This window comes from Actinoplanes sp. URMC 104, from assembly GCF_051386375.1.
Lineage (GTDB): Bacteria > Actinomycetota > Actinomycetes > Mycobacteriales > Micromonosporaceae > Actinoplanes.
In genome coordinates this window covers 2,431,115-2,446,282 of record NZ_JBPQTO010000002.1, presented here as the reverse complement: position 1 = coordinate 2,446,282, position 15,168 = coordinate 2,431,115, and the positions used below count along the sequence as shown (strand labels likewise).

Annotated in this window: 15 protein-coding genes; 5 read left to right on the top strand and 10 right to left on the bottom strand. The window is 71.3% G+C overall.

All coding sequences use genetic code 11. The annotated features are described in order from the left end of the window. Positions 1-597: 597 nt before the first annotated feature. Positions 598-1,569: a D-alanine--D-alanine ligase family protein gene (locus ACSNN8_RS12425; RefSeq protein WP_436648938.1), complete on the bottom strand. Its 972-nt coding sequence runs from the start codon at positions 1,567-1,569 to the stop codon at positions 598-600. After that, positions 1,566-2,870, bottom strand: a complete 1,305-nt coding sequence (locus ACSNN8_RS12420) for a PLP-dependent aminotransferase family protein (RefSeq protein WP_436648937.1) — start codon at positions 2,868-2,870, stop codon at positions 1,566-1,568. The genes ACSNN8_RS12425 and ACSNN8_RS12420 overlap by 4 nt, the downstream gene beginning before the upstream one ends. Before the next feature lie 175 nt (positions 2,871-3,045). Between ACSNN8_RS12420 and ACSNN8_RS12415 the strand changes: the two genes are divergently transcribed. Continuing rightward, positions 3,046-3,714 carry a GNAT family N-acetyltransferase gene (locus tag ACSNN8_RS12415; RefSeq protein WP_436648936.1) on the top strand — a complete coding sequence of 223 codons (669 nt, stop codon included), beginning with the start codon at positions 3,046-3,048 and terminating at the stop codon, positions 3,712-3,714. On the opposite strand, the gene ACSNN8_RS12410 is transcribed toward ACSNN8_RS12415, so the two are convergent. From ACSNN8_RS12410 to ACSNN8_RS12375, 8 genes are all read right to left on the bottom strand, one after another. After that, positions 3,711-4,859 (bottom strand): N-acetylmuramoyl-L-alanine amidase, encoded by a 1,149-nt coding sequence (locus tag ACSNN8_RS12410; RefSeq protein ID WP_436648934.1) that lies wholly within the window; start codon positions 4,857-4,859, stop codon positions 3,711-3,713. The genes ACSNN8_RS12415 and ACSNN8_RS12410 overlap by 4 nt on opposite strands. Positions 4,860-4,960: 101 nt before the next feature. Continuing rightward, a complete protein-coding gene (gene trxA, locus ACSNN8_RS12405) occupies positions 4,961-5,284 on the bottom strand; it encodes a thioredoxin (RefSeq protein WP_436648932.1) in 324 nt (107 codons plus the stop codon). 26 nt (positions 5,285-5,310) lie between these two features. After that, complete coding sequence (trxB, locus tag ACSNN8_RS12400; protein WP_436648930.1) at positions 5,311-6,270, bottom strand: thioredoxin-disulfide reductase; 960 nt, start codon at positions 6,268-6,270, stop codon at positions 5,311-5,313. 123 nt (positions 6,271-6,393) lie between these two features. Further along, complete coding sequence (locus tag ACSNN8_RS12395; protein ID WP_436648928.1) at positions 6,394-7,215, bottom strand: hypothetical protein; 822 nt, start codon at positions 7,213-7,215, stop codon at positions 6,394-6,396. Beyond that, positions 7,212-7,901: an RNA polymerase sigma factor SigM gene (gene sigM, locus ACSNN8_RS12390; RefSeq protein ID WP_436648926.1), complete on the bottom strand. Its 690-nt coding sequence runs from the start codon at positions 7,899-7,901 to the stop codon at positions 7,212-7,214. The genes ACSNN8_RS12395 and sigM overlap by 4 nt, the downstream gene beginning before the upstream one ends. 22 nt (positions 7,902-7,923) lie before the next feature. Beyond that, on the bottom strand, positions 7,924-9,459 hold the full coding sequence (locus ACSNN8_RS12385) for a protein kinase family protein (RefSeq protein ID WP_436648925.1): 1,536 nt from the start codon (positions 9,457-9,459) through the stop codon (positions 7,924-7,926). A gap of 205 nt (positions 9,460-9,664) precedes the next feature. After that, entirely contained in the window at positions 9,665-11,428 is a 1,764-nt protein-coding gene (gene murJ / locus ACSNN8_RS12380) for a murein biosynthesis integral membrane protein MurJ (protein ID WP_436648924.1), read from the bottom strand. Further along, a complete protein-coding gene (locus tag ACSNN8_RS12375; protein ID WP_436648923.1) occupies positions 11,425-12,336 on the bottom strand; it encodes a hypothetical protein in 912 nt (303 codons plus the stop codon). The genes murJ and ACSNN8_RS12375 overlap by 4 nt, the downstream gene beginning before the upstream one ends. A 117-nt stretch (positions 12,337-12,453) precedes the next feature. Between ACSNN8_RS12375 and ACSNN8_RS12370 the strand changes: the two genes are divergently transcribed. Genes ACSNN8_RS12370 through ACSNN8_RS12355 form a run of 4 tightly spaced genes read left to right on the top strand, consistent with a single transcriptional unit; the run spans position 12,454 to position 15,049 of the window. Further along, complete coding sequence (locus ACSNN8_RS12370) at positions 12,454-13,884, top strand: CCA tRNA nucleotidyltransferase (RefSeq protein ID WP_436648922.1); 1,431 nt, start codon at positions 12,454-12,456, stop codon at positions 13,882-13,884. Positions 13,885-13,919: 35 nt separating this feature from the next. Next, positions 13,920-14,330, top strand: coding sequence for a hypothetical protein (locus tag ACSNN8_RS12365; RefSeq protein ID WP_436648920.1), 411 nt, complete (start codon positions 13,920-13,922; stop codon positions 14,328-14,330). 32 nt (positions 14,331-14,362) lie between these two features. Beyond that, complete coding sequence (locus ACSNN8_RS12360; RefSeq protein WP_436648919.1) at positions 14,363-14,818, top strand: methylated-DNA--[protein]-cysteine S-methyltransferase; 456 nt, start codon at positions 14,363-14,365, stop codon at positions 14,816-14,818. A 30-nt stretch (positions 14,819-14,848) separates the two neighbouring features. Continuing rightward, the gene (locus ACSNN8_RS12355) at positions 14,849-15,049 is read left to right on the top strand and encodes a hypothetical protein (RefSeq protein ID WP_436648918.1); all 201 of its coding nucleotides are present in this window, start codon (positions 14,849-14,851) and stop codon (positions 15,047-15,049) included. The last annotated feature ends 119 nt before the right edge of the window (positions 15,050-15,168 follow it).

The window sequence follows — 15,168 nt, the reverse complement described above, 5'->3', positions numbered from 1 at the left end:
CTTTACGCGCGGGGTGGTCCGACGGCTCTGCTACAGCGAGGCGCCGGTTCGACGGTTCGGGCTACGGCGCCGGATTCCGGCGGCTCGCTACGGCACCTAGCGGTTCGATCGCTAGAACCACGGCGAGCTGCGGTCAGACGGTCGCACTTGCGCGGACGTCCGCTAAGGCGACGCGTACAGCTCGGCGCGATGATCCCGGCCGGCCTGCCGCGCGGGCAGACCCGTTGGCAGCAGGAACTGTTGCGCCGACGAAGGTCTGCGTACGGGCGTCGTTGCACCGACCGCTGCACGCCGGGAGCCGGACGGTCTCATTGCGCCCGCACGGTTGGAGCTGAGCTGTTCGCGCGTCTGGTCCTGCCATCCGCGCTGTTCCGGTGGGCGCCCACAACCAATCCGCTGCGTCGACGCCCGCTCACCCACCTGCTAGCTACCCGCCGTGGGTATCGCTTCACGACCCCCAGCCCACGCGTTGTCTAGCTTCGCGCCCAACCCGCGGCCCGGCTTCAGGCTCCCCACGCGCAGTCATAAGCCCTGAAAGTCGAGACTCCAGGAGCCGACGCTCTCAACGGTGGCTGTCGCCGAGGCGCACAAGAGACCTCACGGCTGGGAACGGACGGCGGCGCGCTCCACCAGGGTCTTCAGGATGTGGCCGAGATCCAGACCGGCCGCCTGCACGGCAAGCGGCAACAGCGAAGTCTCAGTCATGCCAGGAGACACGTTGATCCCGAGAACCTGCGGCGACCCGTCAGGAGCGACGATCAGGTCGACCCGGGAGAGGTCCCGCAAACCCAGAGCCTTGTGCGCGGCCAGCGCGGTCTCGGCAACTCGCGCGGCGACCTCAGGTTCCAGCCGGGCGGGAGTGTGCCAGGTGGTCAGTCCGGCGGTGTAGCGGGCGGCGTAGTCGTAGACGCCGTCGCGGGGGACGATCTCGACGATGGGCAGGGCCTGCGGGCCGTCGCCGAGGTCGACGATGGAGACGGCCACGTCCATGCCGGGGATGAACTTCTCGACCAGCGCCGTCGAGTCGTACGCGAAGCAGCCCACCATGGCGGGCGGCAGCGCGGCCTCCTCGCGGACGACGGCGGCGCCCAGGCCGGAACCGCCCTGGGCGGGCTTGACCATCAGCGGCAGGCCGAGGCGGTCGACGATGCGGTCGAGCACGGCCACGGCGCCCAGTTCGGAGAAGCGGTCGTGCGGCAGCGCCACCCAGTCGGGGGTGGGGATGCCGGCCTCGCGCAGCATCGACTTGGCCGACGGCTTGTCCCAGGCGAGGCGGGAGGCGCGCGAGTCGCAGCCGACGTAGGGCACGCCGCACAGGTCGAGCACGCCGCGCAGGGAGCCGTCCTCGCCGGTCGCGCCGTGCAGGGCGATCACCACTGCGTCGGGCGGGTCCTCCTGCAGCGAGGGCAGCAGCGACACGTCGGCGTCGCGCATCTCGGCGCTCAGGCCGGCGGCGCGCAGCGCGTCGAGGACACGGCGGCCGGAGCGCAGCGACACGTCCCGCTCGTAGGACAGCCCGCCGGCCAGCACCATCACGCGCACATCGTCACCCGTCATGGCAGAGATCATGCCAAGTCGGGTCCGGGGGCGTCCGCGGCGGCCGTGCCACGGCGGCGGGACGTGGGCAGGCCGGAGCCGAAGACGGCGCGCATGGCCAGCTCCTGCTCCATCACGCCGGACAGCCGGCGGATGCCCTCGCGGATGCGCTCGGGCGACGAGAACGAGAAGTTGAGCCGCATGTTGCTGGTGCCCGTGCCGTCGGCGTAGAAGCCGGTGCCGGGCACATATGCCACCCGGGCGGCGATGGCGCGCGGCATCATCGCCTTGGAGTCAAGACCCTCGGGCAGCGTTGCCCACACGAACAGCCCGCCGGTCGGGTGGGTCCAGGTGGTGCCGGGCGGCATGCGGTCGCGCAGCGCGTCGAGCATGGCGTCGCGACGCTCGCGGTAGATCTCGCGGTAGACCTTGATCTGCTCGCGCCACGGCATGGTGGACAGGTACTGCGTCACGGCGCCCTGCGCGAACGCGCTCGGACACAGCACGTTCGCCTCGCTCATCATCACGAGCTTTTCCCGTACGGCGTGGGGCGCCAGGATCCACCCGACGCGCAGCCCGGGCGCGAACGTCTTGGAGAACGTGCTGACGTAGAACACGCCCTCGCGCCGGCGCGCCCGCAGCGGCAGCGGCGCCTCCCCCTCGAACGACAACATCCCGTACGGGTCGTCCTCGACCACCAGCAGGCCGGCGCGCTCACAGATGTCGAGCACCTGCTCGCGCCGCTCGTCGGTGAGGGTGACGCCGGCCGGGTTCTGGAAGGTGGGGATCGTGTAGAGGAACTTCGCGCGTCGGCCCGAGCGCTCGGCCGCGGCGATGGCCTCCTCGAGGGCGGCCGGGATCAGCCCCTCGTCGTCCATCGGGACGTGCATGACCTGGGCCTGGGCGGCCTGGAAGACGCCGAGAGCGCCGACGTAGCTGGGGCCCTCGGCGAGCACCACGTCGCCCGGGTCGAGGAACAGGCGGGCGAGCAGGTCGAGCGCCTGCTGGCCGCCGACGGTGACCACCACGTCGTCGGGCGACGCGCCGTGGATGCCGGAGAGCGCCATCACCTCGCAGATGCGCTCGCGCAGGTCGACCGTGCCCTGGCCGATGCCGTACTGCAGGCTGCTGGCGCCCTGCTCGGCGGCGAGCTGGTTGAGCATCTCGCCGACCGCGTCGAGCGGCAGGGCGGCGATGTAGGGCGAGCCGCCTGCGAGCGACACCACCTCGGGACGACTGGCGACGGCGAACAGTGCGCGGATCTCGGAGGTGGTCATGCCACGCACACGACGCGCGTACCGATCGGTGTAGTCGTCCTGGGTCGTGCCGGTCATGCGGCTTCACCTCGCCATAGGAAGAGGACCGGGTGCCGAGGTCCGATGGTAGTCGGCGGGAACGATCGAGGGCCTTCCGTTGACCCGCCACTGTGCCCGACCTGGTCCCGTTCATGAGTATTGCGGCGTAGGATCCCCTGCGGGAGCGGGCCGGGAAACACTCGAGGGGGATGCAGTGTCACGTCGGCTGGTCAACCTCACCCTGGACACGTTGGAGGACCTTCCGCGGCCCTGCCGGCAGTGCGTGTACTGGGAACTCGACCCGGTTTCCGCCGAGCGGGCCTGCGCCACCGGCGACCCCGGTCTCGAGAAGGAGGCCTGGGTCTCGCAGACGCTGCTCGAGTGGGGCTCGTGCGGCAAGCTGATCTACGTGGACGGCATGCCCGCCGGTTTTGTGATGTACGCCCCTCCGGCCTACGTCCCCCGTTCGATGGCGTTCCCCACCTCTCCGGTGAGCGCCGACGCCGCGCTGCTGATGACCGCGCACGTGGTGGCCTCGTTCGCCGGTGGCGGGCTGGGCCGCATGCTCGTGCAGGGCGTCGCGCGTGATCTGACCAAGCGCGGGGTCAAGGCGATCGAGGCGTTCGGCGACGCGAAGTTCGGCGAGGCCGAGGACGAGCAGCAGGTCGGCTGCGTGGCCCCGGTCGACTTCTTCCTGTCGGTGGGCTTCAAGACCGTACGCCCGCACCCGCGCTATCCCCGGCTGCGGCTCGAGCTGCGCACGGCCCTGTCGTGGAAGTCCGATGTCGAGTACGCGCTGGAAAAGCTACTCGGCTCGATGAGCCCCGAGACGCTGCTGCGGCCGGTGCGCCCGGCAACGGCCACCCGCAGCGCCGAGGGCTAGGCCCGCTGCGCCAGCACCATGCGCAGCTGGCGCACGTCGATCGAGCCGGTCGGCACGTCGGCCTCGACGGGGTAGTACATGCGCTGCACGGCGGCCAGGATCGCCTCGACGATCTGCTCGCGGAACAGCGGGTTGACCAGCCGGTCGCGGTCGAGCGGCGAGGTCAGGTAGCCCAGGTCGACGCGGACGGCGGGCATGCGGGTCAGCCGCAGCAGCTCCCACGTCTTGGCGTGGATGTGGCAGTCGCGCATGCCGGTGCGGACGACGATCTCGCGCTGCACCAGGTTGGCGAGCCGCTCCCCCACCGTCGAGCTCAGGCCGCTGCCGGTGCCGAAGTGGTAGGTCGCCACGCCGTCGGCCGCCTCGTTGTCGTGCCCGTCGAGGTGCAGCGAGATCAGCAGGTCGGCGCCGAGGCTGTTGGCCAGCGCGGCCCGGTCGGCGCCGCTCATCGGCGCAGCGGGCTTGGGACCGCGGGTCAGGTGCACGCGCATGCCGGCCGCTGCCAGCCGGCCCTCGAGCCGGGAGGCGAGGTCGTAGACGAGGTCGGCCTCGCTCCAGCGCAGCGGGCCGTCGGGCACCACGACGCCCGAGTCGTCGCCGCCGCCGTGCCCCGGGTCGATCACGATGGTCTTGCCGACCAGGTTGGTGCCGGCCTGGCGGAACGCCTCGGCCTCGCGCAGCCACTGCGGGCGGCCGCCGACCACCTTGCGCCCGAGCCGGCGCAGCGCCTTCATCGTCTGGGGCCCGCAGGAGCCGTCCGGGGTGAGACCGACCTCACGCTGGAACTGGGCGACAGCGCGGGCGGTGCGCTGCCCGTAGATCGAGTCGGCGCGACCGGAGTCGTAGCCCATTTCGAGGAGCCGCTCCTGTAGGGTGCGTACGTCCTCACCGACGAGCGCGTCGGGCACCGAGTGGAACAGTGTGCGGGCGCCGAGCCGCCACCGGGACGCGTCGAGCGCCCCCCACGTCTCGTCGCCGACCAGGCCGTCCACGCCGAGCCCACGGCTCTGCTGGAAGGCCCGCACCGCGGTGTCCATGGCGTCGTCGAAGACGTCTCCCGCGGTCTCCAGCAGCTCGAGACCGACCAGGATCGATCGGATCTCGGCAACGGCCGGGCCGCTGTCTCCACGTCGGATGGAACGCACGCGCGACTCCCTAGGAACGAAGAAGGACTCCGGGCAGCGTACTCCGCCCGACGAGAAGCGCCCCGCTCCTCAGACAGGGGCGGGGCGCCGATCGGAACGGATCAGAGGGCCGACTCGATGAAGTTGACCAGCGCGCTCTTGGGCTTCGCACCGGTCACCGAGCTGACGGCCTCGCCGCCCTTGAAGATGGTCAGGGTCGGCACCGACATCACCCGGTAGGCGCGCGTGGTCTCCGGGTTCTCGTCGATGTTGACCTGGACGATCTGAACCTTGTCGCCCATCTCGTTGGCGATCTCGGCCAGCAACGGGTCGACCTTCTTGCAGGGCGCGCACCACTCCGCCCAGAAGTCGACCAGCACCGGCTTGTCCGACTGCAGTACGTCGCTCACGAAGGTGGCGTCGGTGACCGGCTTGCCTGCTCCCACTATGACCCTCCTGGTCCTACGGCTCTTTACAGCTCGACGAATGAGGCGATGAAACGCTCGGCGTCCAGCGCCGCGGCACACCCGGTGCCGGAAGCGGTGATGGCCTGCCGGTAGGTGTGGTCGACCAGGTCGCCGGCGGCGAACACGCCGGGGATGTTGGTGCGCGTCGAGGGGTGGTCGACCTTGACGTAACCCTCGTCGTCCAGCTCGACCTGGCCCTTGAACAGCTCGCTGCGCGGGTCGTGACCGATCGCCACGAACACGCCGGTGACGTCGAGGACCTTCTCCTCGCCGGTCTGCACGTTCTTGAGGCGCACGCCCGAGACCTTGCCGTCGGAACCGAGGATCTCCTCGACCTTCGAGTTCCACTCGACCTTGATCTTGTCGTTGTTCAGCGCCCGCAGCTGCATGACCTTGCTGGCCCGGAACGAGTCGCGCCGGTGCACGATGGTGACCGTCTCGGCGAAGCGGGTGAGGAAGGTCGCCTCCTCCATGGCGGAGTCGCCGCCGCCGACCACCACGATGTGGTGGTTGCGGAAGAAGAAGCCGTCACAGGTGGCACACGACGAGACGCCGTGGCCGAGCAGCTCCTGCTCGCCGGGCACGCCCAGCGGGCGCCAGGCGGAGCCGGTGGAGAGGATCACGGCGCGGGAGAAGTACTGCTTGTCGCCGACCCAGACCGTCTTGAGGCCCTCGGTGCCGGCCTCGGTGGGCTTGTCGCCCAGCTCGACGCGGGTCACGTCGTCGGTGATGAACTCGGCGCCGAAGCGCTCGGCCTGAGCACGCATGTTGTCCATGAGCTCGGGGCCCATGATGCCCTCGCGGAAACCGGGGAAGTTCTCGACCTCGGTGGTGGTCATCAGGGCGCCGCCGGACTGAACGCCCTCGATCACGAGCGGCTTGAGGTTCGCCCGGGCGGCATACAGCGCCGCGGTGTATCCGGACGGTCCAGAACCGATGATGATCAGATTACGGACCTCGTCCACTGCCGACTCCTCAGTCTGCTCTTCGCCGCAGAATTCCGCTCGGCGACACTGCACGCTAGAACGCCATGCTAGGCACACACCATTCCCGTACGCGCGGCCGTGGCCGACCTCACGGGTGGTCGTTCAGCGTACCGGGACTTTGTCGAGCGTATCGGCGCCCTCGGCGGGCGTGCCGCAGGCCGGACCGGCCGCCCAGGCCCAGGCCCCGTTGCCCGCGGTGAACCGGACGATCAGGGCCGGCGCGCCGGTGAACCGGGCGTAGTCGACCGACTGGACGGCGATGGCGCCGCCCGCGTTCTCGCTCTGGATCGCCTCGAAGCAGTCCTGGAGCGCGGCGCCGGCGCGCAGCCGGGCGAGCGCCGGGTCGGGGTCTGCCGCGCGCTGGTCCTGCCCCTGCTCGCCGAAGGCCGTGGCGCCGCTGCTCTTGGGCGAGCTGAGCGAGATGGCGGGTTCGGACGCCAGGGTGCCGCGGGTGTAGTCGATGCCGCTGAAGAGGGTCGTGGCGGGCGTGATCGCCCCCTCGGCCTGAGCGCTGGTGGATGCGACCGAGTCGGACTGGCTGTCGCTGCGGCCCGCGAGATAGTCGGCGCCGAACCCGACGAACGCGATCACACCGGCGGCGATGGCGATCGGGGTGGTCCAGCGCCGGCGGCGGCGGGGCTTCGCGGCCGGCGCCTCACCGGGTACGAGGGTGAGCTGCGGCGCGGTGAACATGCCGTCGAGCCGGGCGGCCAGGTCGGCGGGCATCGGCTCGGGTTGCATCCGCCCCAACTCCGCCTGCACGAGCGCCATGCCGCCGCCGAGCGACTCGTACGCCTCCCGCCACGCCGGGTCCTCGGCGATCAGCGTGGCCACCGCGGACTCGTCGGGCGTGCCCTCGAGGGCTCCGCCGATGTAGTCCGCCAGCAGGTCGATGTCGACGCTGCCGAAGTCGGCCCCGGTCACCTCTGGTCCCTCCGATCGTGCTCCCCCGGTCGCGGCTTCGCCGTTCCCGGTCCGGATGGGACGGTCTCGGTGGCGTCCTGGTTCCGTGCCGCGGCGTGACCGGCGTCTCCGCTCCGCAGGTCGCCGAGCGCCAGCGCCATGCGCGCGCGGCCCCGGGCGCACCGGCTCTTGATCGTGCCGACCGCCACGTCGAGGATCTCGGCGGCCTCGGCGACCGGGTAGCCCTGGACGTCGACGAGCACGATCGCGGCGCGCTGGTCGGCCGGCAGCTCGGCCAGGGCCTGGCGTACCAGCAGGGCGGTCTCGTGGTCGGCCACCGGCGCGGCCGGCTCCACACCGGACGGCCGGTCGTCGGAGCGGCTGCCGTCGGGCAGCGGGACGGTGGGATGGGCCTGGCGGCGGCGGATCCGGTCGAGGCAGGCGTTGACCACGATGCGGTGCAGCCAGGTGGTGACGGCCGAGTCGCCGCGGAACCGGGCGGCGTTGCGATGAGCCGAGAGCAGCGCGTCCTGCACCGCGTCGGCTGCCTCCTCACGGTCGCCGATCGTGCGCAACGCCACGGCCCAGAGCCGATCGCGGTGGCGGCGGACCAGCTCGCCGAACGCGTCCCGGTCGCCCTCGACGTGGGCGCGCAGGAGCTCGGCGTCGCTGGGTGCGCCGCCCGGCGAAACGTCCCCCGAAGTCACGCGAGCAATCTAACCGGAACCGTCAGTATCCGAAGACCTCGATCTCCTGAACCTCGACCCGGAAGCCGCCGTCCCCGTCGTCGGCCGGGGGCAGTTTGGACAGGAAGACGAGCACGTAGCGGTAGGACTGGTCGGGGTTGAAGACCGAGAAGATCTCGCGGGTCCCGTCGGTCACGGTGTCGCCGTCACCCAGCCGCTTGTAGGTGCTCATGATCTTGCCGTCGCCGGACGATGAGTCACCCGGATCTTCGTTGCCCGTGCGGATGCCCATGGTGACGCCCGGCTGCGACATCACGACCTGCACGTCGGAGAGCTTGCGGGCCTTGCCCAGGTCGATCAGCACGCCCATGCCCGGCTTGTTGTTGCCGAAGTTGGCCTGCTTGAACCGCTGCGTCTTCCATGCCGTGTCGTCGTCACCGTCGACCGTGTATTTCGCCTCGCCGGTGTCGTCGCGGTCACCGTTGGGCGGGTCGACGATGCGCACCATGTCGGCCGTCAGCGGGATCTTCTTGGGCTCGGGCGCGGGCGTCTGGGTGTCGGCGGGCTTGTCGGCCTGGGTGCCGGCGCCGGCCTGCGTCGTCTTCGCCGGCTGGTCGTTGTCGTTCGAGCTGGTGATCGCGCGGATGCCGAAGACGAGACCGATCACCGCGATCACGACCAGCGCCGCGACACCGATGATGATCTTCGGTGCGCTGCGGACCGGCTCGCTGGTCGCGCTCTGCGTGAACCGGAGCGGGCCGACCTCCTCGTACTCCTCCTCGCTGGCGGCGTCGAGCCGGGCCAGCTCGGCGGTGAGCGAGTCGGCCTCGGGCGCGGCCACCCGGCGGTCGAGCAGGTCCATCGTCAGGTCGTCGAGGTAGGCGGGCACGCCGGCGCGGATCTGCCGGGGCGCGGCCGGGTTGCCGGTGCCGTCGCGGTTGGCGTCGGGCAGGCCGGACGGGCCCACCTCGGCGTGCGGCCAGTGGCCGGTGAGCGCGAAGTAGAGGATGCCGCCGACCGCGCGCATGTCGTTCTCGATGTTGTCGGCGGAGTCGGCGCGCGCGTCGGCCAGCACGACCCGGCCGTCGTCGGCGATCAGCGTGGTGCCGGGGTGCACGTTGCCGTGGACCATGCCGGTGGCGTGCACGGCGGCCAGCGCGTCGGCGATGGAGTGGGCGATCGCGGTGGCGCGGGCCGGGTCGAGCGGGCCCTCGGCGGCGACCATCTCGCGCAGCGACTCGCCGTCGACCCACTCGCGCACCACGTAGGCCCGGGTGCCCTCGTCGATCGCGTCGTAGACCCCGACGAGGTTGGGGTGGATCACGCGGCTCGCGTCGACGGCGGCCTGCAGCATCTCGGCGGCCGAGTCGCCGCCGGGGTAACGCAGCACCACCGCGACCGGGCGGCGCAGGATGACGTCGATGCCGCGCCAGACCTGCCGGCCGGCGCTGTCGTCGTTGACGTGCTCCTCGAGCTGGTAGCGCTCGGCCAGGATCTCGCCGACGGTGGGCGCACCGAAGGTCATGACCGGTCCGTCCGCATCGGCCGCGGTCTCGTGGCCTTCGCCGACCTGGGTCACCAGTCCTCCTCGGTGCTCCACGCACGAGAACCCCGTGCTGGGTAATCCCGTGCTCGGTGCAAATGACGACGTGCGAAGAGCACATGCCGACACCGACCATACCCGCCCGGGGCCATCCCGCGGCAGGTCGTCCCCCCGGCGCGGCTCGCGGACGGACGGTCCCCGACGGCCCCCGTGTGCCTGGTGAGTCTGGAGAAATACCTGGTCAGCGGCCGAGTTTGCGGCGGACCATCCCGACCACCTGACTGACCTCGGACACGCGCAGCACGGTCGCGGCGGCCAGATAGGCCACGAGGATCACCGCACCACCGGCGAAGAGTTGCAGAACGGCCTCACCGCGTCCGCTCGGTTCGCCCGATCCCGGCAGGAAATGCACGACCAGCAGGCCGAGCCCGGCGGCGATCGCGGCCGCGACGAACACCTTGACCAGCGACGCCGCGACGGTGCCCAGGTTGAGCCGGCCGATCCGGCGCCGCAGCACGGCCAGCGAGATGAGAGCCGAGACCGCGTACGAGATGGCGTTGGCCGCGGTCATGCCGGCCGCCGACCGGGAGGCGTCGAGCACCGCGGCCAGCACGAAGTAGGCGGTGATGCGCACGGCCACCACCGGCAGGTTGATCAGCGCGGCCGTCTTGTTGCCCTGCAGGGAATAGAAGGTGTACGTGCAGAGGTAGCTGATCGACAGCGGGATCACCGCGAACGCGGCCACCACCAGCACCGTGCCGGTGGCCAGCGCGTCCCCGTTGTCGTACGCCCCGCCCTGGAAGAGCATGACCGCGATCGGGGTGCCCAGCACGCCGTAGACCACGGAGATCGGCGCCAGCGCGACGGTGACCAGCCGGATGGCCCGGCTCAGGTCCGCGCTCACCTGGGCGTAGCGGCCGTCGGCGGCGGCCGCGCTCATCTTGGGCAGCAGCGCGGTCATCACCGAGACCCCGATGATGCCGTGCGCCATGGTGATCAGCAGGAACACGTTGTTGAACGCGAGCACGCTGGCGCTGTCACCGGCGACCCGGTTGAGGATGCGCACCACGACGAAGATGGCGATCTGGTTGGCGGCGACGTAGCAGAGCATCCAGCCCGCCAGCCGGCCGATCTCGCGCAGGCCGAGCGAGCGCGGGTCCCAGCGCCACTTCCAGCTGAACCCGACCTTGCGCAGCGCCGGCAGCAGGCCGAGCGCCTGCGCCACCATGCCGAGCAGCATGCCGCCGCCCATGACCGCGATCTGGCCGCCGGTCATCTCTTCCGGCTGCAGATCGCCGGCGTTGCCGAAGACCGCCAGGAAGACGCCGCAGGCGGCGATCACGACCAGGCTGTTCAGGATGGGCGCCCACGTGGGGGCGGCGAAGTGCCCGCGGGTGTTGAGCACCGCGCCGATCATCGCGGACAGACCGGTGAAGAAGATGATCGGCAGGATCCAGTACGCGAAGTCGGTGACCAGGCTGCGGTAGGCGGCACTGTTGTCGTCGCCGGCCTGGATCCACGTGATCGCCGGGGCCGCCAGCACCACCAGGGCGGTCGCGATGCCGAGCGACACGACGGCGAAGGTGAGCAGCCTGCGGGTGAACTCGAGGCCGCCGTCCGGATCCGACTTGCGCCGCCGGACCAGCAGCGGCACCAGCACGCTGGACAGGATGCCGCCGAGCAGCAGCTCGTAGATCTGACCGGGCAGGAACTGCGCGCTGGTGAACGCGTCGCCGATGCCCGCGCCCAGGGTGATGCCGATCAGCGCGTTGCGGACGAAGCCGATGATCCGGCTCACGAAGCTGGCGATCGCCATCATCGCGCTGGTGCCGGCCGTGCTATCGCCCTCGGGCGGCGGGACGTCCTCCGGCGGCAGGGCCTGGTCCTCGATCGGCGCCACGCCGGGCACCTGGGCGTCCACCGAGATCAGCGTGACGCCGTCCTCCGGCCGCGGAGGCTCACCGTCGGGCGTGGCGTGGGCGCTGCGGTAAAGACCGCCGGTCACCGATCCTCCTGAGCGTCGTGCGGCACTCCCGACACGATAGAGGCGAGTGTCCCGGGTTTCGCGCCCGCCAGGGTTTCCACCATCCAGCACGCCTCCGCCGGGACGAGCGGTTCGCTCAGCGCGTCGAGCACCGTCGGATGGTCGCAGCCCGCCTCGGTCAGCGCGCTCAGCAGCGCGGGAACGGGCCGGAGATCACCGGAGTCGAGGATGAGCCGGGCCAGCGGCAGCGTGTCGGCGTACCACTGCAGGCCGGGCACGGCGTGCAGGTGAGCGGCGGCCTTGCGGACCAGGTCGGCCAGACCCTCGGCGGGAAAGCGCGACCCGGCCCGTACCTCGTGGAAGGCTCTTTGCGGCCGGCTCAGCTCGGCGATGGCAGCCTCGTCGAGCACCTGCGGCGACAGCGCCGCCGGGGCGGGCCACCAGTCGTCGCCCGTGAACAGCGGCAGCGGCGCCTGCTCGGGTCCCGACGGCTCGACCGGGGGCACGTCGCGGCGCAACGAGCGGTACGCCGCCTCGCGCACCGCCGCGATCTGGTGCTCGTCGTCGTCGGCGGTGGCCGGCGCGAACGGCGAGAGCAGCGCTACGACCAGGCCTGGATGGGGCAGCGTCGGGTCCTCCCACGCGATCACCCGGGCGCAGAGCTCGAGCTCCCACCAGCGCATCGCCGCCGGGCAGGGTCCGCCGGGCGGCGCCCAGCCGAGCTGGACCGGCTCGCTCGTGGCCGGCTCGCGCAGGCCGAGCGTGCGCTCGCCGGTGACGGCATCGAGGTCGAGCACGAGCGCGTAGCCGCCGGTGACCGGAAAGGTCACCCGCAGCTCACGGGGGTCGTCGTCGCTGGTCGCGCCGCTCCTGCCGGCCCAGAATTCGGGATTCTCGGCCAGACGGAGCAGCACTGGAGGAACGGGCACCCGCCCATCCTGCCCGCTCGCATCGCCGCCTGCCACGACACCCGTCCCGACGCCGCACCCCATCCGGCCGCCCCGCCCGCCACCCCTGACCGCCGAGGCCGATACCCTGGTCACCCCATGTCTGTGTTGAACACCGCCCAGAAGAACGCCGTCGCCGAGCTGCTGCGGGTCTCCCCCGTCGCCGACGAGCTGGGGCGCCGCTTCGGTGCCGCCGGCCATGAGCTGCACCTGGTCGGCGGGTCGGTGCGCGACGCGCTGCTCGGCCGGCTCGGCGACGACCTCGACTTCTGCACCGACGCCCGGCCCGAGCAGACCCTCGACGTGGTGCGGGGCTGGGCCGACGCGATCTGGGAGACCGGCCGGGAGTTCGGCACGATCGGCATCCAGAAGAACGGCCTGCGGCTCGAGATCACCACGTACCGGGCCGAGGCGTACGACGGTGTGACCCGCAACCCCGTGGTCGAGTACGGCACCTCGCTGCTCGACGACCTCGAGCGCCGCGACTTCACGATCAACGCGATGGCCGTGTCGCTGCCCGGGCACGTGTTCACCGACCCGTACGGGGGAATCGACGACCTCGCTGCCAAGGTCATCCGCACCCCCGCCGCGCCCGCCCAGTCATTCGGTGATGATCCACTTCGGATGCTGCGGGCCGCCCGGTTCGCGTCGAAGCTCCAGTTCACTGTGGATCCGCGCGTGCTCGCCGCGATGCGCGACATGGCCGCCGACCTCGACCGGATCACCGCTGAGCGGATCCGTGACGAGTTCACCAAGCTGATGTGCGGCGCCGACCCGATCACCGGCATCCGGCTGCTGGTCGACACCGGGCTGGCCGACCGCTTCATCCCCGAGATCTCCGGGCTCAAGCTCGAGATCGACGAGCACGCCCAGCACAAGGACGTCTACGAGCACACGCTGATCGTCGTGCAGAACGCGATGCGGCTCGAGGGCGACGAGGGTCCGGACTTCACGCTGCGGATGGCCGCGCTGATGCACGACATCGGCAAGCCCGCCACCAAGGCGGTCGGGCGCGACGGCCGGGTCAGCTTCCACCACCACGAGGTGGTCGGCGCGCGCCTGACCAAGCAGCGCATGAAGGCCATGAAGTACCCCAAGGACGTCACCAGCGACGTGGTCGAGCTCGTCGGGCTGCACCTGCGCTTCTACGGGTACGGCCGGGGCGAGTGGACCGACTCGGCGGTGCGCCGCTACGTGACCGACGCCGGCCCGCTGCTCACCCGGCTGCACCGGCTCACCCGCTCCGACGTGACGACCCGCAACAAGCGCAAGGCGGCCAACCTGGCGGCCGACTACGACGCGCTCGAGGAGCGGATCGCCCGGCTCGCCGCCGAGGAGGACCTCGCGCGGGTGCGTCCCGACCTCGACGGCAACGCCATCATGGAGCTGCTCGGCGTGCCGCCGGGGCCGGTCGTGGGGCAGGCGTGGCGCTTCCTCAAGGAGCTGCGCCTCGACCGGGGGCCGCTGACCCGCGACGAGGCCGAGGCGGAGCTCTACAAGTGGGCCCGCGACAACGGGCACCTGTCCTGACGGTCCTGGTGGCGCGCGGTCGTTAGCGTCACCGCGTGGAAGTGATCACGCCGTTCCTCCTGCCCGGCGCGCTCGTCGCGGCGTGGGTCGTCCTGTGGTGGCGCGGCAGCCGGCGGGCACGCCTGTGGTTCGCCGCTCTGTCGGTGGCGGGCGTGATCGCGGCCTGCCTGCTCGGCACGGACATGGTCAAGGCCGCGCCCGGCTCCCCCACTTCGGGCGGCGACGACGGCGCGTACTGGGCCCGCAGCCTGGCCTCCGTGCCGGACGACGCCGTGCTGGTCGCGGTGAACGCGGTCCTCGGGTTGATCGTCGCCGTCCCGCTGGCGGCGATCACCGCTCTTGTCGAGCTGCTGCGGCCGGCGAGAACGCAGCCGCGTCCGGACCCTCGGCGCGAGCGGGCCGCGGACGCGCTGGAGGAGTGGGGCCGCGACAACGGCTACCTCTAGGACTTGTCGTACCCCGGGGGCAGAATCGAGCCATGTTCGTCGTCGACTCGCCCATCGGGCCGCTCGGTGTGGCCGTCTCCGGTGACACCGTCGTGGGCGTGCGGTTCGGTGCGCGACCCGGGCCGACCGGCTCGCATCCGGCCGTCTCGCAGCTGGAGGCCTACTTCGCGGGCGAGCTGACCGACTTCAGCGTGCCGTTCGAGATGCGCGGCGGTTCGGAGTTCGAGCGGGCGGTCTGGGGTGAGATCGCCAAGATTCCGTACGGCGAGATGGTGACCTACGGCGCGATCGCGACCGCGCTGGGCGACCCCGGGGCCGCGCGCGCCGTCGGGACGGCCTGCAACCACAACCCGATCCCCGTGATCGTGCCCTGCCATCGCGTGGTCGGCGCCGGCGGCAAGATGGTCGGCTTCGGCGGCGGGCTCGACCGCAAGCGCCGGCTGCTCGAGCTGGAGGCCCGCATCGCGCTCGCTCGCGCCTGGGGTTGACGCGTGCCTATAGTCGCGTACAAACGCTCCATGACAACTCAAGACATGCAGCCGGAGGCCGCTCGACGTCTGCGCGAGCTCGGCGAGAGTCGGCAGTTGCCCGGTGCGCCGTCGATCGATCAGCTCATAGCCGCATTCATGGCCGGTGCGAAGGAGAACGAAACGAGGCAGTTGGCTCGCCAAATTCTCGCCGGACACCGCGAGTTCTTCGACATGATCGGCGATCGGTGAGCAAGCACAGCTGGCCGGACGCGTTGGATCTGCTGCACATGCTTGCCGAGTGGACCGGACATGACGCCCGGGTGCGAGATGCCGGGATTCTCGTGGCAGTGGTTGACAGGCTCGCTCCC